Below are 20,364 nucleotides of genomic sequence, written 5' to 3' on the forward strand. Positions count from 1 at the left end.
CGCCTAAGGAACCACCCCCCGCCCCAACCATCCGGAAGCTGAATAGTCCGCGCGGTGCGGCACGGCCGGTGCCGTGCCGCGCGGCACTTTAACGAACGGCGCGCCCAACCAACGGCGTCCGGCGAACCGCAATGCCGCCCATCCACCGGTGATGGGCGAGAATGGATCCCATCATGGCACCGACCGCAGAAGAGAACACGACAACGGCAGGCACCGATTCGCGCGGCGCTTCGGTGCTCGTGAACGCCATCGAAGTGCTGCGCTGCTTCAGCGTGGAGGAACCACTGCTCGGCGTCACCGAGATCGCCTCCCGGGTGGGCCTGCACAAAAGCACGGTCTCGCGCATCCTGGCCACCTTGGAACAGGAAGACCTCGTGGAGCGGGACGAGACCTCCCGGCGGTTCAAGCTCGGCCTGGGCCTGATCGCCGTCGCCGGCCCGCTGCTGGCGGAGCTGGACGAGCGGCGCGTGGCGTACCCGGTGCTGCGCGAACTGACCGAACGGACCCAGGAAACCAGTGCCCTAGTCACCTGGACCGGCTCCAGTTCCGTCTGCGTGGAACAGATTCCCAGCCCGCAGCAGGTCAAGCACACGTCCCCGCTGGGCGCCCGGTACCGCACCGCACTCAGCGCCAGCGTCCAGGTCTTCCTCGCTGCCGAGGAGCCCGAGCGGGTGCGTGCCCTGCTGGCCGGCGGCGTCCTCGAGTACCCCTCCCCCACGCCCGCCCGGATCGAGGAGTTCATCGACCGGCTCAAGCGCGTGGCCGCCGAAGGCTGCGCCACCAATTACGGCGAGACCAGCGTGGACGAGGTCGGCATCGCCGCCCCGGTGCACGACCACCGGGGCAACATCATTGCCGCGGTCATGATCGCCGCGCCGCGCTTCCGGGTCAGCCCCGAGCACCTGGGCATCCTCGCGGGAGCCTGCACCGCCGCGGCCCGGCAGGTCACCGCCCGGATGGGCGGCACGACGCCGCAGGGGTGACGACGAGCGGGGCAGGCCGCGAACGGGCGCAGCCGGCACGGCGGGAGCGCCCCGCTCTTCAGTCGATCACCGCCGGTGTCCGGGGATGGACGGCAATCCGTGCCGCCAGATGCAGCCCGGCCATTTTGCCGGAACCGCGCGGATCGCCGCCCAGCAGTTCGAAGATCTTCGAGAGCCGGTTGTGCAGGGACTGCCGCTCCAGGAACAGCGACCGCGCCGTCTCGGTCGTATTGCAGCCGAATGCGAGCCAGCGGTCCAGCGTGACCAGCAGCTGCGTGCCGCGCTGCCGGTCATAGGCCATGACTTCCCCGACCAGTTCCTGCACCAGGTGCTCGGCGGCCGCCGGGGACAGCTCCCGGGCGGCGAGCCGCTCGACCACGAAGTTTTCACTGTCCCAGACGTTGTTACCGGCTTTGGCGGCCGGGCCCAGGGCGTAGGAGAGCCGGGCCTCGCGCAGCGACCAGTGCGCATCGCCGGGGTCCTGGACCGTGGGTCCGACGACGCCGGCCACGGCCACCGCGGACAGCTGCCGCTGCAGGTTCTCCAGGATGGCGGCCCGGCGGCGCCGGGTGGCGCTGGTGCCCAGCGGCACCAGCGCGCACCATTCCTCGTCGGCCAGGTAGGTCCGCGCGCCCGGGCAGCAGCGGCGCAGGGCCTGCTCGAGCACGCCGTGCAGCTGGGCGCTGCCGGTGCGCCGGAAAGCCATCATCAGGACCGGCTCCGCCGCGGGCACGCCGGCTGCCTCGCTCAGCTCCAGCAGCTTCGCCCGGTTCGCCCCCTGGACCACGGCGCGCATGAACTCGGTGTCGGCCACCTGTTCCAAGGTGGGCGCGTGCCGCTGGGAGACCGCCAGGGCGAGGATACTGGCCACCCGCTCCCCGACCATGGCCAGGAAGTCCTTGGGCGCACCCGAGTGCGGCTGCATGACCAGCTTGGCGAGCACGCTGCCGCTGACCAGGATGTCCGTCTCGACCCGCGGCGCACCCTCCGGCGGCGCCCCGCCGGCGGAACCGATCATGGTTCCGTTCGGATCCATCAGGCTGGCGTCGACGTCGAGCGTCCGCTCGATCAGTTCCAGCAGGGGCTGGATGTCCGGCCCGTGGGCGGCCAGCCGCTCGGCCAGCCGCTGCGAGAGCGAATCGGCGGCTTGGTAGGCCGCAGCCTGCTGGGTCACGATGCGGCGGTTGATCTGCTCGGCCACGTCCACGAACGGCACTACCCGGCGCAGCTCGATCAGCGGCAGGCCGGATGCCTCCGCCGCCGCAATCAGCTCCTCGGACAGCGGCCGGGCCAGCCCCGCCGACTCCACGGCCAGCGCCGCCACGTGCCGCTCGGCCAGCCGCCGGACGTAGTCCTGCTGCGCTGCCGGCTTCAGTCCCAGCAGGGCTTCGCCGCCGGTGAGCAGCAGTTCCTCCCCGTGCAGCAGCGGCGCGATCTGCAGCACCTCGCTGGAATGCACCCAGCGCACCATGGCCGAGGGCACTCGGCCGCTGCCGGCCCGGACCCGCGGCTCGGCCCGCTGGAGCAGTTCGCTTTCCAGCACTTCCGTCAAGGCAATGGCCACGGGGGTCCTTTCGACCGGCTTTACGTTCTGTCACCCCGATTGCGGGCGAGCCAGACACTTAGCGTACTATATGTGGTGCCCGTCACAGCCTTTCGCGGCCGGAGCCGGCTGCCGGCGCCCTTTGATGCTTTGAAACGAGAGAACGTGTCCCACCCAGCGGCCGGCGCGTCCGAGAGCGCCACCCATGAAGTCGAAGATGTCCTCCAACCGGTTCCGGAATCGGCCCGCACCACCAAGCTGTCGGGGCAGTTCTGGATCTGGGCCGGGGCAAACGTAGCACCGATCAACTGGATCCTCGGCGCCCTGGGCATCCACCTGGGGCTGGGCCTGGCGGATACGCTCACGGTCCTGGTCCTGGGCAACCTCCTCGGCATGCTCGGCTTCGGCTTCTTCGTGCTCCTGGGCCAGAAGACCGGCGCAACCGGCATGCTGCTGGCCCGCGGCGCCTTCGGCCGCCGCGGCGCGTACCTGCCCGCGGCCATCCAGGCAGTTGTCGCCGTCGGATGGTGCGCGGTCAACACCTGGGTCATCCTTGACCTGGTCATGGCCCTGTTCGGCATGATCGGCCTGGTCGATCCGGCGGCGCAGAACCTGGCCTGGCGGATCGGCATCGCGGCCGCGATCATGGCGGTCCAGGTCGCCATCTGTTACCGCGGCTACCGGGCGATTGCCCGCTTCGAACGCCTGACCATGCCGCCCACCGTCGTCGTCCTGGTGGCCATGTCCATCGTGGCCTGGACCCAGCTGGAGATCGACTGGTCCTACCAGGGCCCGGCCGGCGGGATCCTCACCGGCCTGCCCCGGATCGCGGCCATGTCCTCGATCATGACCGCCATCGGCATCGGCTGGGGCATCGGCTGGTTCACCTATGCCCCCGACTACTCCCGCTTCGTCAGCCGGACGGTTCCCCCGGCCAAGCTGTACGCGGCCAGCGTGCTCGGCCAGTTCCTCCCGGTGGTCTGGCTCGGGGTCCTCGGCGCCAGCCTGGCCACCAGGAACGGCACCGCCGACCCCGGGCAACTGATCGTCGAGAGCTTCGGCGCGCTGGCGGTTCCGGTGATCCTGCTGGTCATCCACGGCCCGATCGCCACCAACATCATCAACCTCTACACCTTCGGCGTGGCGGCCCAGGCCCTGGACCTGCGCATCGGCCGCCGGAAGCTGTCCATCCTGGTCGGCTGCCTGGCCATGGCCGCCGTCACCGGCTTCCTGTTCGCCGCCGATTTCGCCCACCTGCTGCACAACTGGATCATCGCGATCGCCGCGTGGGTAGCCACCTGGGGCGGCATCATGGCGGTGCACTACTTCGTCTTCGAGCGCCGCCACCAGGACTTCGGCTACCTGTTCGCCTCCCCGCGCCGGACGGCGCTGAAGGCGGTCAACCCGGCGGCCTTCATCGCCTTCTTCGCCGGCCTCCTGATGACCTGGCTGTGCATGTACGGCTCGGATCCGGTCTTCCAGGGCCCGCTCGCCCGGGCAGCCGGCGGCATCGACTTCTCCTGGCTGGCCGGTTCGCTCACCGCCGCCGGCCTGTACTTCGCCCTCGGGTTCCGGCGGTTCCGCTCCCGGACCAGGGCCGGGGTACCTCTGAACCTGGACGCCGGCATCCCGGACCAGGACTTCGCCGCCGGGCACGGCGATGCCCGGGCAGCCCGGCCAGGCACGCCGGGACGGCCCAGGGCCGCAGCGGCACCTTGATCGCCGGGCCGGCATCCATCGCGCGGCGGATATCGCCTGACTAGAGTTGATGCGTATAGTGCAACTACCCGCCGGCATCACCGGCAGGCCGGCCCCGTACATCCCGGTTCAGGAGCGTGAGCATGAGCATGAGTCTTGCCGGACCCCCCGCGGCGGAGAAGGCTGGCTCGAACCAGTCCGTCGACCGCGCCCTGACCATCCTGCAGGTCCTGGCCAGGCATCCCGACGCCACGGTCGGTGCAGTTGCCCGCGAGCTGAACGTCCACAAATCCACTGCTTCCCGGCTGCTGGCTGCCTTGGAACGCCACGGACTCGTGACCCAGTCGGCCTGGCGGGGCACCTACTCCCTGGGTTTCGGGCTGGTCCGGCTCGCCGGGGCCGTCACAGCCCAGAGCTCCTTCGCCCAGGCCGCCCAACAGGCCTGTGAGGAGCTTTCCCGGAGCCTGACGGACACCCTCAATGTCGCCATCCTCGACGACCTGGCAGCGGTGAACATAGCCCAGGCCAGCGGCAGCGCCGCGCTCTACCGGGCCCGCGAGTATGTCGGGCACCGCACCCCGCTGAACGCGACGTCCAGCGGCAAGGTGCTGCTGGCCTTCGCCGATGAGCTGACCCGCAGCGAGTACCGGCGGATGAAACTCGAGCGCTACACGGACCGCACCATCACCGACCACGACGCGCTGGATGAGGAGCTGGAGCGGGTCCGCCGGCGCGGCTGGGGCTACTCGCACCAGGAATGGGAAGACCGCCTCAACGCCATCGCCGTGCCGGTGCGCGATCCTGCCGGCCAGGTGATAGCGGCGATGACCATCACCGGGCCCGAGCACCGGCTGCCGTTCGAGGACTTCGAAGAGATCGCTGCCAGGCTCCGTACCGCGGCGGACCAGCTGGGGCTTCAGGGCGGGGTTTAGCGGCCCGGATATTTCGGCCAGGTAAATTCCGCGGCCCGTACGTTACGTCTGCCGGTATTTTTCCCAAAATCCTTGACTCTGTCCTCGCCCGCTCCCAGACTGTTGCAACATAAGCATCAGTTGCATAAAGCACATCAGTGAACTTGGAGGAGCGGCATGGCCGGCCGTATGGGCGTGGATCCTGGCTCATCGATGCCTTCATGGCCTATGCCTGGGTGCCGCAGGAACTGGCCGCGCCCGGAACCCGGCTGGAGATCTCCTACTTCGGCCGGCGCCAGGCCGGGACCGTCCGGCCCGACGCACTTTTCGATCCGGACATGACCCACATCCGCCGCTGAGGCACGAAAGAACAGGCGAACCATGAACTTTTCCGTCCACAACACCCCCCTGGACACCCCGGTTCCCGGGACCGGCAGCACCGCGGGCACCGCCCCGATCCTCGAACTGCGGGACATCCGGATCGAGTACAAGGGCCACGAGGTGGTCCACGGTGTGTCCCTGACCGTCCAGCGCGGCGAAGTGATCGCGCTGATCGGTCCCTCAGGTGCCGGCAAGTCCTCGCTGCTGCGCAGCATCAACTTCCTGGAGCAGCCTTCGGCCGGCCAGATCCTGGTCAACGGCCAACAGGTCCAGGGCCAGGCCGGCCGCCGCGGCGCCATTGCCCGCAACAAGGCCTTGGCCACCCACCGTCGCGACGTCGGCATGGTCTTCCAGCAGTTCAACCTGTTCCCGCACCTGACCGCCCTGGAGAACGTGGTCCTGGCCCAGGTCCATTCCCTGGGCCGGAACAAGGACGAGGCCGTGGCCCGGGCCCGGCAGGAACTGGCCCACGTCGGACTCACCGGCCACGAGGACAAGTACCCCGCCAAGTGCTCCGGCGGGCAGCAGCAGCGCATCGCTATCGCCCGTGCCCTGGCCATGGACCCGCAGCTGATGCTCTTCGACGAACCCACCAGCTCGCTGGACCCCGAACTCGGCGTGGAGGTGCTCAACACCATGAAGCGGCTGGCCTCCGAGGGCATGACCATGCTGGTGGTCACCCACGAGATGCACTTCGCCGAAGACGTCGCGGACCGGGTGGTCTTCATGGCGGACGGCGCCGTCGTGGAAGAGGGCCCGGCCGAACAGGTCATGCTGCACCCGGCCAGCGAACGTGCCAAGACGTTCCTGTCCGCCGTCAGGGGGCGTTGAGATGGAACTGCTCGTACTGCTCTCCTCGGGCATCGGACAGACGCTGGGCATCACCTTCGGCGCCCTGCTCCTGGGCTCGGTCCTGGCCGTGCCGCTCGCCGCGCTGAGACGTTCGGAACTGCCGGCCGCCAGCACCGCGGCCAAGATCCTCATCGAGGGCATCCGCGGAGTGCCGCCGATCGTGTGGCTGCTGCTGATCTACTTCGCCCTGGGCGAGACGGACCTGAAGCTGACCACATTCCAGGCCAGCGTCATCGGGCTCGGGATTGTCAGCACCGCTTACATCGCCGAGATCTACCGCTCGGGCCTGGACGCCATCCCCGGCGGCCAGTTCGAGGCCGCGGACGCGCTGGGCATGCCCTTCGGCGCCAAGTTCTTCAAGGTCATCACCCCGCAGGCGGCCACCGTCGTCATCCCGCCGCTGGCCACCTTCGCCATCGGCCTGCTCAAGGACAGCGCCCTGGCCTCGGTCATCGGCGCCCAGGACATCACCTTCCGCGCCTTCCAGGAGGCCCAGGCCAACCTCAACGGCCTGACCGTGTTCATGTGGGCCGCCCTGCTGTACATCCTGCTCAGCATCCCGATCGCCGCCCTGGCGCGCTACACCGGTTCCCGTCTGACCCGAAAGGTGGCGGCATGATCGAGTCCGTCCTGGCCATGGTGCCGGAATTCATTCCCGGCCTGGGCATCTCCCTGCTGGTAACCATCGCCAGCCTGGTCCTGGGCCTGCCGCTGGGCATCCTGCTGGCCCTGGGCTCGCTCTTCGCGGCCCGGCCGCTGCAGTACACCTGCATCGGCCTGATCGAACTCGGCCGCGGCATTCCCGGGCTCATCATGCTCTACCTGGTCTATTTCGGCCTGCCGCAGATGGGCGTCGTCATGGATGCCCTGCCGGCCTCGATCATCGCCCTCGGACTGATGACCGGTGCCTACACGGCCGAGATCTTCGTTGCCGGCTTCCGGGCCGTGCCCCAGGGCCAGTGGGAAGCCTGCGGCACCCTGGCCCTGAGCTACTGGAAGTCCCTGCGTCTGGTCATCCTGCCGCAGGCCATCAAGATCGTGGTACCGCCGCTGATCGGCTGGACCATCATGCTGTTCCAGGCCACCTCGCTGGCCTATGCCATCAGCGTTCCGGAACTGATGAGCCGGGCCTACAACTACGCCTCCGTCACCTTCGAATACGCGCTGGCCTTTACCCTGGCCGGCCTGATGTACCTGGCCGTAACCCTCCTGGGCCTGTGGCTCTTCCGCCGGGTCGGCGGCCGCCGCCGCAGCCTGTCCGCAGCCAAGGTCGCGGTCCCGGCCGGCGCCTGAACCGCGGCACGCCCACCCGGGCCACCGTTTTCCCACCATCCGCACCTCCCACCGAAGGAAATACCCACCATGCGCAAGATCATGACCACCACCGCCGGCGCGGCCTGCCTGGTCCTCGGACTGTCCCTGACCGGCTGCGGTTCCTCCTCCGGGACCTCAACGGCTGCCGCCGACTGCACCCCTGCCCATGCCGGGCTGGAGACGGTCAACGCCGGCAAGCTGACCGTCGGCACGCCGGTGACCCCGCCCTACGTGCTCAAGAGCGGCGGCGAAATCAGCGGCGTCGACGCCGAGATCATCAAGGAGATCGCCGCCCTCGAGTGCCTGGAGGTGGACTGGCAGGAAGTGACCTTCGCCGCCGGCCTGCAGAGCCTGCAGTCCGACCGGGTGGACACGTCCATGGGCGGCATCTACCGCACCGCCGAGCGTGCCGAACTGCTGGAACTGGGCGCCACCGCCTACCGCGACGGCGTGGCCCTGCTCTCCAAGGAAGGCTACAAGTCCCTCGAGGACCTCTCCGGCAAGAAGGTCGGCGTGATCCAGGGCTATCTGTGGAACAAGGACCTGCAGGCGGCCCTCGGCAATGATGCCGTGAAGCAGTACCAGACCTCCGATGCGCTCTTCAGCGACCTCAAGGCCGGCCGGATCAACGTCGCCGTCTTCACCACTGCCGAGGCCGCCTACCGCCTCTCGCAGGCACCGTCCGACGGCTTCGTCAGCGAGACCTTTGAACCGACGGAGAAAGTGAAGGCTACCTTGGAGCCGGGTCAGGTCGTGCTCCCCCACCCGAAGGGCGCCGACGCCATCACCAAGGCTTTCGACGAGGACATCCAGACCCTGATCAGCAACGGCCGGATCGGCGAGATCCTCAGCGAACAGAAGATGGACCCGGCACTGGCTGGCGACGCGAAGTAGCAGCCCCGGTATCCAGCCAGGACGGCGGCCGGTATCTTTCCCTCCGGAAAGGTACCGGCCGCCGTCCTGTGCGGAAGTGTTCCGTGCAGGAGTGCCGGCTCAGGGCCGCAGCAGCACCTTGATCGCCCGGCGGGCATCCATCGCGCGGTAGGCTTCGGGCGCGTCCTCCAGCGGCATTTCGACGTCGAAGACCCGGCCCGGGTTGATGGTGCCGGCCAGCACGTCCGGCAGCAGCTCGGGAATGTAGGTCCGGGCCGGGGCCATTCCGCCGCCGATGGTGATGTTCTTGTTGAACAGCTGCCGCACGTTCAGTTCGGACCCGCCGGAGGGGGACCCGACAAAGCCGATGTTCCCGCCCGGCCGGGTGCAGGCCACCGCCTGGTCCATGGCCTCCTTGGTGCCCACGCATTCAAGCACCGCATCGGCCAGTACCCCGCCGAGCAGTCCGCGGACCGCGGCGGCGGCCGCTATGCCGCGCTCGGCGACGACGTCGGTGGCGCCGAATTCGCGGGCCAGCGCCTGCCGGTCGGCGTGCCGGGACATGGCGATGATCCGCTCCGCCCCGAGCCGCCGGGCGGCCAGCACCCCGCACAGCCCGACGGCGCCGTCGCCCACCACCACGACGCTGCGCCCGGGCCCGGCCTGGGCGGCGACGGCGGCATGGTGGCCGGTGGCCATCACGTCAGAGAGGGTCAGCAGGCTCGCCGTCAGCTCCCGGTCCGGCTCGGTGACCCCGGGCACCTTGACCAGGGTGGCCTCGGCCCGGGGCACCCGCACGTACTGGCCCTGTCCGCCGTCGATGGCGAAGCCGGCCTCGTCCTTTCCGCCCCAGGAGGCGAGATAGTCGCAGGCCACGGTGACTCCGTTGCGGCACTGCGGGCACGCACCGCAGCTGTCCACGAAGGGCGCGACCACGAAATCCCCCGGAACCAGTGCCGCCACGTCCGCGCCGACGCTCTGCACCACGCCGACGAACTCGTGGCCGATGGCCCGCGGTTCAGGTGTGCGGAAGGCGCCGCGGTAGGGCCACAGGTCCGAGCCGCAGACGCAGGAGGCAGTCACCTTGACCACCGCGTCCGCGGGCAGCTTGATCTCCGGGTCCGGCCGGTCCTCGACGCGGATGTCGCCGGGTCCGTGGATGATGGTGGCGCGCATGGCACTCCTGGCAGGGCTGCTCGGCTGGTTTACCGCTCCAGCCTACCCGGCAGGCTGCCGGGGCCCAGGAACAGCCTGGCGCGGAAGCGGTGCCCGTGGTCGTCTTCATGCCGGACCCGGACCACCAGGGTGCTGAAGGCCTGCCCGCCGGCCAGATTCATATCCGTCGTTATGTGTGTTGTGGTTGTCATGACCCCGGCTGGTCCTGCGGATTCATCACTTCATAGACCTGCAGCGCAAACCAGAGCTGGGCCAAGGTGGAAGTTTCGGCCAGGTCCAGGCCGGTCAGTTCGCTGATCTTGCGCATCCGGTAGATGATCGTCTGCCGGTGGGCGAACAGGGCCGCTGCCGTTTTCTGCCAGGACCGCTGGTGCTCCAAATAGGTCTTAAGCGTGGTCATGAGATCGGGCTGCCTGCCGCGCTCGTAATCAATGACCGGTCCAAGCATGCGCTGAACCAGGGCTTCCCCTTCCTCGACGCTGGCCAGCCCCAGCCAGGAGGGAGCGTCGGCGTAGCGGACCACCTGCCGGCCGGCACCGCCGGCGGTGCCCAAAGCCCACAGCGATTCCTGCAGGGCCTGCTTCAGGCCGCCGGCCGCGGCTGCCCGGCTGACACCTATCCTGGCTTCCGCCGGTACGGCGTGGCGGAGGGCGTCATCGCTGCAGCCGGGGGCCACCACCACGTGCAGCGTATCGAACCGCCGCAGGCAGACGTTCGGATACCCGTGCCGCCAAAGTCCGACATGGATATCCGCCAGCTGCGCCGGGTCCGCAGACGACATGGAGGCGAGGAGGAACCTGCCCGCCGGCACCCCGAAATCCTGCAGGCGGCTTTCCACCTCGGCCGCGACGTAACGGCCGTCCAGGGCCTGCTGCAGGAATTCGGCCCCCAGCCGGCGCTGGTTCTCCAGCATCAGCGCGGTGCGTGAAAGTTCCAGGCCCAGCACCGTGGCTGCGTGCAGCAGCACCACGGCGTCGGGGTGCTGCTGCGACATCGGCAACACCACGAGCAGGGCGTCCGGGTGGGTGGGAATGTCCGTTATCAGCATGGAGCGCCCGTCGTCCAGGCTGTGCCATTGGAACTTCTTCGACGCCGCGGCAGGCACGGCCGGGGGCGCGAGCTGGTCCGCCAGCGGAGCCGGCAGGGCACGGCCGCCGGGGTGCCAGGGATGGAGGCAGCGCCGGTCCACCACAAAGAGCTCCGCGTCCAGCTCGCCGGCCATGCCGTCGACCAGGCCGGTCCACTGATTTTCCGCAGGACCGGCGAGCCGGAGCAGATCGTAGATCCTGGCTGTCTGGCGCAGGCGGCGGGACTCCTCCAGCAGGGATGACTCGGCGACCGAACGCGCAATCGCGATGAACGGCAGCGGGTACGGAATGTTGAGCACGGGCAGGGGCAGACGGTTGCAGGCCTCGAAGAACCCCGGCAACAGCTCGGGAGCATGCATTTTTTCCCCGATGGCCAAGGCACTGGCGCCCGCCTTGACCAGCGCCTCGGCCAGTTCGACCTGGCCGGCCTCGTCGGCCGGGATGGACAGGCCGTTGGTCATCATGAGTTCGCCGCCGGTGACCCATTCCCAAAGCCGCGGCAAATCGGAGGTGTGCGCCCAGGTAATCCGGTTGCCGAGTCCGGCAGCGCCGGCGAGCAGGCTCAGACCCAGCTGCGGCTCGGCCAGCAGTTCGCCAACTGTCATCGACATTCCGCGCTCCCCGCTTCACTCATTCTTCCCCGCTTATACAAATGTATAGGCCCTTCCTTTATTTGTAGTCATTGGACGGATGGCTCCTGTGCGCCCGGTCACACATGATTAGTCCACCACCTTCCCCCGCTCATGGACGAGCACTCACAAGAGAGGGTTTGCGATGAGTGCAACGCGCAACCTCATTGACGACGCCCCACTGACCACATTCCACAAGAAGCTGACGTTCTTTGCCTCCGGCGGCCCCTTTATCGACGGCTATGCACTGTCCATCATCGGGATCGCCCTGATCACGATGGTTCCCGGACTGAAGATGTCGCCGGCTGAAATCGGCCTGGTAGGTGCCGCCAGCCTCGTCGGCATCTTCTTCGGAGGAGGCGTCTTCGGCTGGCTCACGGACAAGATCGGCCGGCACAAGATGTACATCGCCGACCTGGTCGCCCTGGCCGTCTTCTCGCTGCTCAACGGCCTGGCCACCGAGGTCTGGCAGGTTGTCCTCTGCCGGTTCTTCCTCGGCATGGCCATCGGCGCCGACTACCCGATCGCCACCTCCCTGCTGGCGGAGTTCCTGCCCAGGAAGGTCCGCGGCCGCCTGCTGGGGGCGACCTTCGTGGTCTGGGCGGTCGGCGCGGCGGTTGCCTACGCCGCCGGCTACCTGCTCAAGGACATGGGGCCGGATGCCTGGAGGCTCATGGTAGCCAGCCCCGCGGTCTTCGCCGTCATCACCCTGCTGTGCCGGCTCGGGACCCCCGAGTCTCCACGTTGGCTGCTCTCCCGTGGCCGCCGCGGGGAAGCCGACGCCGTCATCAAGAAGGTCTACGGCCAGCAGTACGGTCTCGCTGACATCGCTTCGGACAGCGAAGGTCCGGCAAAGCAGGGCAAGTTCACCGATATCTTCAGGGGCCGGTACTGGAAGCGCACGCTGTTTGTCTCCATCTTCTGGACCGCCCAGGTCATCCCGCTCTTCGCCGTCTACACCTTCGCCCCGGACCTGCTGGCCTCCTTCGGCATGACCGGCGACGCCAACCTCTACGGCGGATCCTTCCTGATCTCCATGCTGTTCGTCGTCGGCGGCGTGCCGGGCCTGTGGCTCGTGGAGAAGATCGGACGGCGCAGGCTGCTGCTGTGGACCTTCGGCATCATCGCGGTGGCCCTGGCCATCCCGGCGTTCATCCCGGACGTGCAGGCGGCACCGCTGTTCCTGGCCCTGGCAGTCTTCGCCCTCGCCTCCGGTGCCTCCAGCTTCCTCGAAGTGGTCTACCCGAACGAGCTCTTCCCCACCGAAATCCGCGCCACCGCGGTCGGCTTCGGCACCGCCATCAGCCGTGTCGGCTCGGCCGCCAGCACCTACCTGATGCCCGTAGCCATCCTCAATTTCGGCGCCGCAGGCTCACTGCTCATCGGCGCAGTCATCTCCCTGGTGGGTCTGATGGCGACTTTCCTGCTCGCACCGGAAACCGCCAACAAGACCCTGCACGAACTCACCACCGAAACGGAGCCCGTCGCCCCGGCGGCCATCAGCTAAGCAAAGGATCCCTGCCATGACCATGCACGCACCCATCGGCCCCGTCGACGCCACCAAGGTCCCCCGCTACGCCGGCCTGGGCACCTTCGCCCGGCTGCCCCAGCTCGACCGGGTACCCGACTACGGCATCGCCATCGTCGGGGTCCCCTTCGACGGCGGAACCTCCTTCCGGCCCGGTGCCCGCTTCGGCCCCGCCGCCGTGCGCGAAGCCTCCCGGCTGCTGCGCCCGGGCTACCACGTCGAACTCGACGTCGAACCCGTGACCGAAACCCAGGTCGTCGACGCCGGAGACATCGCCTGCACCCCCTACGACATCACCCGCGCCGTCCGGGAAATCGAAGAGCAGGCCCTGCCGCTCCTGGGCCGCGGCAAGCGGCTGGTCTCCATCGGCGGCGACCACACCATCGCCCTGCCCATGCTGCGGGCCCTGGCCAAGGTCCACGGACCGGTGGCCCTGCTGCACTTCGACGCGCACCTGGACACCTGGGACACCTACTTTGACCAGCCGGTCACCCACGGGACCATGTTCCGCCGGGCGTTCGAGGAGGGCCTGCTGGTGGAGGACAAGTCGATGCACGTGGGCATCCGCGGCCCGGTCTACGACCGTCAGGATTTCCTGCGCGACCACGAGTTCGGCTTCCAGATCATCCGCTGCTCCGATCTGGACGTCCTTGGCGTTCCCGCCGCCGTGCAGCGCGTCAAGGACCGCCTGGGCGATACCCCGGTGTACGTCTCGATCGACATCGACGTCCTGGACCCCGCCTTTGCCCCGGGCACCGGCACCCCCGAAATGGGCGGGCTGCACTCGCGCGAACTGCTGGCCCTGCTCCGCGGGCTCAACGGCATCAACATCGTCGGCGCGGACGTCGTCGAGGTTTCCCCGGCCTACGACCACGCGGACATCACTTCCCTGGCGGCAGCCACGGTCGTGTTCGACCTGCTGGGTCTGATGGTGAACCGCAGCCGGGGCGTTTCCTTGGCCGGCGAGGAGGACCTGCAGACGGCGGCAGTCTGAGATCCAAAAGAACGACGGCGGCCGGTTCCCTTACCCATCGGAAGGAACCGGCCGCCGTCGTTCGCAGCCCAAGGGTGCAGGCTACCTGCTTAGAGGTTCGAGGGCTCCTCGCGCTCCGGGTAGACCTCGCGCAGCAGGTGGGCGGTCTCGGACGGGGTCTTGCCCACCTTGACGCCGGCGGCCTCGAGGGCCTCCTTCTTGGCCTGCGCGGTACCGGAGGAACCGGAGACGATGGCGCCGGCGTGGCCCATGGTCTTGCCCTCCGGGGCGGTGAAGCCGGCCACGTAGCCGACGACCGGCTTGGTGACGTTGTTCTTGATGAACTCGGCCGCGCGCTCCTCGGCGTCGCCGCCGATCTCGCCGATCATGACGATGGCCTTGGTCTCCGGGTCGGCCTCGAACGCGGCCAGGGCGTCGATGTGCGTGGTGCCGATGACCGGGTCGCCGCCGATGCCGATGGCGGTGGAGAAGCCCAAATCGCGCAGTTCGTACATCATCTGGTAGGTCAGGGTGCCGGACTTGGAGACCAGGCCCACGCCGCCCTTGCCGGTGATGTTCGCCGGGGTGATGCCCACCAGCGACTCGCCGGGGGTGATGATGCCCGGGCAGTTCGGGCCAATGATCCGGGTGATCTGGTTGCCGTTGGCGTCCTGCTTGGACTGGGCCAGGGCCCAGAACTCGGCGGAGTCCTGAACCGGCACGCCCTCGGTGATCACCACGACCAGGCCGATCCCGGCCTCGATGGCCTCGACGACGGCGTCCTTGGTGAAGGCCGGCGGCACGAAGACGATGGAGACGTCCGCACCGGTCTCGGCCATGGCTTCCTTGACCGACCCGAAGACCGGCAGTTCGACCTCAGCGCCGTGCTGGTCCTTGTGCTTGACGGTGGTGCCGGCCTTGCGGGCATTCACGCCGCCGACGATGTTCGTCCCGGCGTGCAGCATGCGGGCAGTGTGCTTGGAGCCCTCGCCACCCGTGATGCCCTGGACGATGACCTTGGAGTCCTTGTTGATGAAGATAGACATGGTTCTTTTTCCTCGATCCTTAGGCGTTCGCCAGCTCGGCGGCCTTGTCGGCGCCCTCATCCATACCGACGGCCAGGGTCACCAGCGGGTGGTTGGCCTCGCGCAGGATGCGGCGGCCCTCCTCGACGCTGTTGCCGTCCAGGCGCACCACCAGCGGTTTGGTGGCCTTGCCGCCCAGGATCTCCAGGGCCTTGACGATGCCGTTGGCCACGGCGTCGCAGGCGGTGATCCCGCCGAAGACGTTCACGAACACGCTCTTGACCTGGGCGTCGTTGAGGATGATGTCCAGACCGTTGGCCATCACCTCGGCGGAGGCACCGCCGCCGATGTCCAGGAAGTTGGCGGGCTTGACGTTGCCGTGCTTCTCGCCGGCGTAGGCGACGACGTCCAGGGTGGACATGACCAGGCCGGCACCGTTGCCGATGATGCCCACTTCGCCGTCGAGCTTGACGTAGTTCAGGTCCAGCTCCTTGGCCTTGGCCTCGAGCGGGTCGGCGGCGTCCTTGTCCTCGAATTCGGCGTGCTCGGGGTGGCGGAAGCCGGCGTTCTCGTCCAGGGAGACCTTGCCGTCAATGGCCAGCAGGCCGCCGGAACCGGTCTTGATGAGCGGGTTGACCTCGACCAGGGTGGCGTCTTCCTTCTTGAAGACCTGCCACAGCTTCAGGAACGTCTCCACGAGGTTCGCATGCAGTTCCTCGGGGAAGCCGGCAGCCTCGGCGATCTCGCGGGCCTTGGCCTCGTCGATGCCGGTGGCAGGGTCCACCGCAATCCGGGCCAGCGCCTCGGGGCGCTCGACGGCGAGCTGCTCGATCTCCATGCCGCCCTCCTTGGAGCACATGGCCAGGTAGTTGCGGTTGGCCCGGTCGAGCAGGATGGAGAAGTAGTACTCCTCGTTGATGTCGGCGCCCTGGGCGATCATCACGCGCTTGACGGTGTGGCCCTTGATGTCCATCCCGAGGATGTTGGAAGCGTGTTCGAAGGCTTCCTCCGGGGTCTTGGCGACCTTGACACCGCCGGCCTTTCCGCGGCCGCCGACCTTGACCTGTGCCTTGACGACGACGACGCCGCCAATCTTCTCTGCTGCGGCCTTAGCTTCTTCGGGGGTGTAAGCCACGATCCCGGCGAGCACGGGTACACCGTGCGCCTCGAAAAGATCGCGTGCCTGGTATTCAAACAGGTCCACGGGCTGTGTCCTTCTACGTCGAAGTCGTTTCTGACTCGGAGCCGGAACCGCGCCGCACCTGCCCCAAGGGGCTGCTGCCGCCGCGCGGCCCGCAATTACTCCACCGGGAACTCTAGTCCCTTGGCGTCGGACGCCGTTCCCAGACTACCCGTTTCGTGACCAAGGGCACAGTTCTACGGCTTGTCGAAAAGTCACGGTTTGCGCTACCGTTCAGCAGCCTCCCCTTTCCTTGGGGCAGGCCTGCCGCTCAGTCCTGCTTCGCCAGCGGCGCGTAGCGCAGCAGCAGGCGCTTCTCCCCGGCGTCGAACCTGACCTTGGCTACCGTCTTGTCCCCGGCCCCTTCCAAGGCCAGCACGGTGCCGATGCCGAAGCTGGTGTGGTTGACCCTGTCCCCCACGGCGAGCGCGATGATTTCCTTCTGCGGCTGCACCCTCCCGGCGCGCACCGCCGCCGGCGCCGCGGGCGCACCGGACCGCTGGCCCTCGGACGCCCCGGCGCCCCAGAACGAACCTCCGTACCGGCTGGAGCCGAAGCCGGATCCGGCCCCGCCGGCGAAAGCGGGCCGTTCGGTGCCTTCGCGCTTCCACTCGATCAACTCGGCCGGGACCTCCTGGATGAACTGGCTGGCCGGGTTGTACTGGCTCTGTCCCCACAGGCTGCGCGATTCGGACCGGGTAATGTACAGCCGCTTGCGGGCCCGGGTCAGGCCCACGTAGGCCAGGCGGCGCTCCTCGGCCAGTTCCTGCGGATCCGCCATGGAGCGCTGGTGCGGGAAGACGCCGTGCTCCATGCCGGTCAGGAAGACCACCGGGAACTCCAGCCCCTTGGCCGTATGCAGGGTCATCAGCGTGACCACGCCCTGGCTCGCCAGCGCGGCACCTGCCTCGTCCGGGGCATCCGGGACCTGGTCGGCGTCGGCCACCAGGGCCACCTGCTCCAGGAACCCGGAGAGCGAACCGTCCGGGTTGTCCCGTTCGTATTCACGCACGACGGCGACCAGTTCGGCCAGGTTTTCCACCCGGGATTCGTCCTGCGGATCGTTGCTCAGGCGCAGCGCCGCCAGGTAGCCGGTCTGTTCCAGCACGGCCTCGAGGGCCGCGGCCGCCCCGGAGCTGTTGGCGACCTCGGTCAGGTCGTCGAGGAGCTTGACGAACGCGGCCACCGCGTTGACCGAGCGCGTGGCCATGCCCGGGGCCTCGCCGGCCCGGCGCAGCGCCTCGATGAAGGAAATCCTGTCCCGTTCGGCCAGGGCCGCCACGGCGTACTCGGCCCGGTCCCCGATCCCGCGCTTGGGCTCGTTGAGGATGCGGCGCAGGTTCACGACGTCGTCGGGGTTCACCAGCACGCGCAGGTAGGCCAGCGCGTCCTTGATCTCCTTGCGTTCGTAGAACCGGGTGCCGCCGACGACCTTGTAGGGCAGGCCCACCCGGACCAGCAGGTCCTCGATGGAGCGGGACTGGGCGTTGGTGCGGTAGAAGATGGCCACATCCCCGGGGCGCACTCCCTCGGTGTCCTGCAGCCTGTCGATCTCGTCCGCAATGAACCGCGCCTCGTCGTGCTCGTTCTCGCCCACGTAGCCGATGATCCGCTCGCCGTCGCCCTGGGCGGTCCACAGCCGCTTCTCGGGCCGGTTCGGGTTGCGGGAGATCACCGCGTTGGCCGCGCTGAGGATGGTCTGCGTGGAGCGGTAGTTCTGTTCGAGCAGGATGGTCCGGGCGTTCGGGTAGTCCTTCTCGAACTCCACGATGTTGCGCACGTCGGCGCCCCGGAAGGCGTAGATGGACTGGTCCGAATCCCCCACCACGGTCAGCTCCGCCGGCGGGACGGCCAGCGGACCGGCGCCGGCGGCCGGGACTCCGGTGAGCTCGCGGACCAGCACGTACTGGGCGTGGTTGGTGTCCTGGTACTCGTCCACCAGGATGTGCTGGAACCGGCGCCGGTAGGACTCGGCGACCGCAGGGAAGGCCTGGAACATGAAGACGACCTGGGCGATCAGGTCATCGAAGTCCATCGCGCTGGCCTCGCGCATGCGCTGGGTGTAGCCGGTGTACACGGAGGCCACGGCCTGTTCGAACGGATCCGAATAGTTCGCTGCCGCGGCATAGGACTCGTCGTCGATCAGCTCGTTCTTCAGCGCCGAGATTTTGTGCTGGATGGCCTTGGGGGCAAAGCGTTTCGGATCCAGGTCCAGGCCCTTGGCCACCAGGGTGATCAGCCGCAGCGTGTCCGCGGAATCATAAATGGAGAAGTTCGGGTTCAGCCCCACGTTCCTGGCCTCGCGGCGCAGGATCTTCACGCAGGAGGAATGGAAGGTGGAGATCCACATGTTCTTCGCCGGGTCCCCCACCAGGGCTTCGATCCGCTCGCGCATTTCCGCCGCGGCCTTGTTGGTGAAGGTAATGGCCAGGATCTCCCCCGGCCGCGCCCGCCCGGTGGCCAGCAGGTAGGCGATCCGGTGGCTGAGCACCCGGGTCTTGCCCGAGCCTGCCCCGGCCACAATCAGCAGCGGCGAACCGGCATGCTTGACCGCCTCTTCCTGCTGCGGGTTCAGTCCCGCCAGCAGGTCCTTCTCCCGCGGCAGCACGCGGGCGGGGGCGGCGGGCAGGTCGAAGGCCGGGTCAGTGAGAAAATCCATGGCCTGTTAAGTCTAGTAGGTCAGCCTGCCGTCCGCCGCCCGTGTGCCCGGGCAGCAGAAGGCGCCGTACCCGGCGGCATAATGGAACCATGTCCAAAACCCCTGCCCAGCGCGCCCGCAAGCACGGGCCGAACGCGGCCGGCGCCACCGGCAACCGGTCCTCCACAAGCGCCCGCTCCGGCGCCGGCCGGCCCGGAAGCATGCAGGGCGGGCCGCAGGATGTGCGCCGGGAGGGCAATCCGACCTTGATCATCGTTGCCGGGCTCGGGGCCTCGGTGTTCCTGTTCGGCTATTCGTTCCTGCTGGCGCTTCCGCAGTTCCGCCAGCTCAGCGGGGGCCTGGCCATGCCGGACACGCTCTTCGGCGGCTACAGCACGGAGTATCTGCAGCAGGTGCGCACCGCCTTCGGTGCCGACGGCGCCGGACAGTACAGCTTCTGGCACAAGACCGCTGACACTCTCTTCCCGCTGCTTTTTGCCCTCAGCTGGATGCTGCTGATCGGCTCGCAGCTGCGGCGGGGACTGCTGCGCTGGCTCTGCTGGATCCCCGTGCTGCTCTATGTCATCGCGGATCTGGGCGAGAACCTGGCCGTGGACGCCGCGCTGGCCACCGACCCGGTGGGCAGCGCGGGACTGGCCAGTTTCCTCACCGTGGCCAAGTTCGTGCTCTTCGCGCTGAGCCTGGCCGCCGGCGCGGCCGCGGTCGCGCTCAAGCGGCGTTCCCTGAAGCAGCGTCAAGCAAAGCCGGGCACGAATAGGTGAGCCCGAATACGTAAGCTTCAGCTGTTCCGGGCTGGTTCCCGGATCCGCCTCTGTAGCTCGGCAGGATGGAGCGACCGTTCCTGAACAACTGGGCAGGAGCGGGTCCTGCTTTTGGTCCCCGAACGGTGTTGGGGCCCGGGCCGCTCCCGGGGTCGCGGGCCGGGCGGTTTTTCCGGCAGGGTCCTCTGTCCCTGACGGATTCATTCCGCAACCTCGGACTTTCCATGGTTCACCCCTGACCGGAATGGATCACCCAGTCTGAACAGTTCCATGACCCCACGGTAGGACCCGCCCAGCTGCGCTTGTCGCGAAGTTTGTTCGAGTGGGTGGGGCCGGCCCGGAGCAAAGGTCGCTGCCACCTGCAGTTCGGCCCCGGCCTGTTCCATCAATGGCGTGCCATGGCTAGTTTTAAGCTAAGCTTTTCAGCGTTGCCCTCGTAGCTCAGGGGATAGAGCACGGCTCTCCTAAAGCCGGTGTCGTTGGTTCGAATCCAATCGAGGGCACTTTCCAAGCCATAGCAGCTCCTGCCCGGTGCGCAGGTCGACGCCGTTCTGGACCCGGGTGGCGTCGAAGCACTGTCGAAGCGAATGCGGCCGCTCCTGGACGCCAGCCCGTCCCGCTCCTGTAGGGCAGGCCATCGGCTGGATTCCGGTCAGGGGCACACCAGCTCGACGGCGCCTGCTGCACTGGATCCAGTGCAGCAGGCGCCTTTTCTGGCTGTGCCGCGGCTTTGCCGGCCCGGCTTCCCACCAAGGTTTCCTGCACCCGCTTCCGGCACGCATTTCCTGTC

Annotated in this window: 18 protein-coding genes and 1 tRNA gene; 12 read left to right on the forward strand and 7 right to left on the reverse strand. The window is 68.2% G+C overall.

Annotated elements, in window-relative coordinates:
* Positions 1-173 precede the first annotated feature (173 nt).
* The gene (locus HGG74_RS19610; RefSeq protein ID WP_168489111.1) at positions 174-983 is read left to right on the forward strand and encodes an IclR family transcriptional regulator; all 810 of its coding nucleotides are present in this window, start codon (positions 174-176) and stop codon (positions 981-983) included.
* A gap of 58 nt (positions 984-1,041) precedes the next feature.
* Here the strand turns inward: HGG74_RS19610 and HGG74_RS19615 are convergent, their stop codons facing one another.
* Positions 1,042-2,547 carry a PucR family transcriptional regulator gene (locus HGG74_RS19615; RefSeq protein ID WP_168489112.1) on the reverse strand — a complete coding sequence of 502 codons (1,506 nt, stop codon included), beginning with the start codon at positions 2,545-2,547 and terminating at the stop codon, positions 1,042-1,044.
* A gap of 144 nt (positions 2,548-2,691) precedes the next feature.
* On the opposite strand from HGG74_RS19615, the gene HGG74_RS19620 reads away from it, so the two are divergent.
* The 7 genes from HGG74_RS19620 (at position 2,692) to HGG74_RS19650 (ending at position 8,576) form a co-directional block, all read left to right on the forward strand.
* On the forward strand, positions 2,692-4,245 hold the full coding sequence (locus HGG74_RS19620) for a purine-cytosine permease family protein (RefSeq protein ID WP_312856919.1): 1,554 nt from the start codon (positions 2,692-2,694) through the stop codon (positions 4,243-4,245).
* Positions 4,246-4,367: 122 nt separating this feature from the next.
* A complete protein-coding gene (locus HGG74_RS19625; RefSeq protein WP_246263097.1) occupies positions 4,368-5,156 on the forward strand; it encodes an IclR family transcriptional regulator in 789 nt (262 codons plus the stop codon).
* Between the two features lie 137 nt (positions 5,157-5,293).
* Positions 5,294-5,494 (forward strand): aminomethyltransferase family protein, encoded by a 201-nt coding sequence (locus HGG74_RS19630; protein ID WP_168489110.1) that lies wholly within the window; start codon positions 5,294-5,296, stop codon positions 5,492-5,494.
* A gap of 22 nt (positions 5,495-5,516) precedes the next feature.
* Entirely contained in the window at positions 5,517-6,347 is an 831-nt protein-coding gene (locus HGG74_RS19635) for an amino acid ABC transporter ATP-binding protein (protein WP_168489114.1), read from the forward strand.
* A 1-nt stretch (position 6,348) separates the two neighbouring features.
* Positions 6,349-6,987, forward strand: coding sequence for an amino acid ABC transporter permease (locus HGG74_RS19640; protein WP_168489115.1), 639 nt, complete (start codon positions 6,349-6,351; stop codon positions 6,985-6,987).
* Entirely contained in the window at positions 6,984-7,661 is a 678-nt protein-coding gene (locus tag HGG74_RS19645; protein WP_168489116.1) for an amino acid ABC transporter permease, read from the forward strand. The genes HGG74_RS19640 and HGG74_RS19645 overlap by 4 nt, the downstream gene beginning before the upstream one ends.
* 69 nt (positions 7,662-7,730) lie before the next feature.
* Positions 7,731-8,576: a substrate-binding periplasmic protein gene (locus HGG74_RS19650; protein ID WP_168489117.1), complete on the forward strand. Its 846-nt coding sequence runs from the start codon at positions 7,731-7,733 to the stop codon at positions 8,574-8,576.
* A 99-nt stretch (positions 8,577-8,675) separates the two neighbouring features.
* On the opposite strand, the gene HGG74_RS19655 is transcribed toward HGG74_RS19650, so the two are convergent.
* From HGG74_RS19655 to HGG74_RS19665, 3 genes are read right to left on the reverse strand one after another with little or no spacing between them, the layout of a single operon-like run.
* Positions 8,676-9,731, reverse strand: a complete 1,056-nt coding sequence (locus tag HGG74_RS19655; protein ID WP_168489118.1) for a zinc-dependent alcohol dehydrogenase family protein — start codon at positions 9,729-9,731, stop codon at positions 8,676-8,678.
* A 29-nt stretch (positions 9,732-9,760) separates the two neighbouring features.
* Positions 9,761-9,922, reverse strand: coding sequence for a hypothetical protein (locus tag HGG74_RS19660; RefSeq protein WP_168489119.1), 162 nt, complete (start codon positions 9,920-9,922; stop codon positions 9,761-9,763).
* Complete coding sequence (locus HGG74_RS19665) at positions 9,919-11,430, reverse strand: PucR family transcriptional regulator (protein ID WP_168489120.1); 1,512 nt, start codon at positions 11,428-11,430, stop codon at positions 9,919-9,921. The genes HGG74_RS19660 and HGG74_RS19665 overlap by 4 nt, the downstream gene beginning before the upstream one ends.
* Positions 11,431-11,593: 163 nt before the next feature.
* Between HGG74_RS19665 and HGG74_RS19670 the strand changes: the two genes are divergently transcribed.
* Positions 11,594-12,955, forward strand: coding sequence for an MFS transporter (locus HGG74_RS19670; protein ID WP_168489121.1), 1,362 nt, complete (start codon positions 11,594-11,596; stop codon positions 12,953-12,955).
* A 16-nt stretch (positions 12,956-12,971) separates the two neighbouring features.
* Positions 12,972-13,970, forward strand: coding sequence for an agmatinase (gene speB, locus HGG74_RS19675; protein WP_168489122.1), 999 nt, complete (start codon positions 12,972-12,974; stop codon positions 13,968-13,970).
* An 89-nt stretch (positions 13,971-14,059) separates the two neighbouring features.
* Here the strand turns inward: speB and sucD are convergent, their stop codons facing one another.
* The 3 genes from sucD to pcrA all read right to left on the reverse strand — a co-directional run bounded on the left by sucD (position 14,060) and on the right by pcrA (position 18,813).
* Positions 14,060-14,995, reverse strand: coding sequence for a succinate--CoA ligase subunit alpha (gene sucD, locus HGG74_RS19680; protein ID WP_168489123.1), 936 nt, complete (start codon positions 14,993-14,995; stop codon positions 14,060-14,062).
* A 19-nt stretch (positions 14,996-15,014) separates the two neighbouring features.
* Positions 15,015-16,178, reverse strand: coding sequence for an ADP-forming succinate--CoA ligase subunit beta (sucC, locus tag HGG74_RS19685; RefSeq protein ID WP_168489124.1), 1,164 nt, complete (start codon positions 16,176-16,178; stop codon positions 15,015-15,017).
* A gap of 247 nt (positions 16,179-16,425) precedes the next feature.
* Positions 16,426-18,813 carry a DNA helicase PcrA gene (pcrA, locus tag HGG74_RS19690; RefSeq protein WP_168489125.1) on the reverse strand — a complete coding sequence of 796 codons (2,388 nt, stop codon included), beginning with the start codon at positions 18,811-18,813 and terminating at the stop codon, positions 16,426-16,428.
* A gap of 89 nt (positions 18,814-18,902) precedes the next feature.
* Here pcrA and HGG74_RS19695 point away from each other — a divergent pair, with 89 nt between their 5' ends.
* Positions 18,903-19,574, forward strand: coding sequence for a hypothetical protein (locus HGG74_RS19695; protein ID WP_168489126.1), 672 nt, complete (start codon positions 18,903-18,905; stop codon positions 19,572-19,574).
* A 430-nt stretch (positions 19,575-20,004) separates the two neighbouring features.
* Positions 20,005-20,077, forward strand: a tRNA-Arg gene (locus HGG74_RS19700).
* Positions 20,078-20,364 lie beyond the last annotated feature (287 nt).

Origin of the sequence: Arthrobacter mobilis (genome assembly GCF_012395835.1) — a bacterium.
GTDB lineage: Bacteria > Actinomycetota > Actinomycetes > Actinomycetales > Micrococcaceae > Crystallibacter > Crystallibacter mobilis.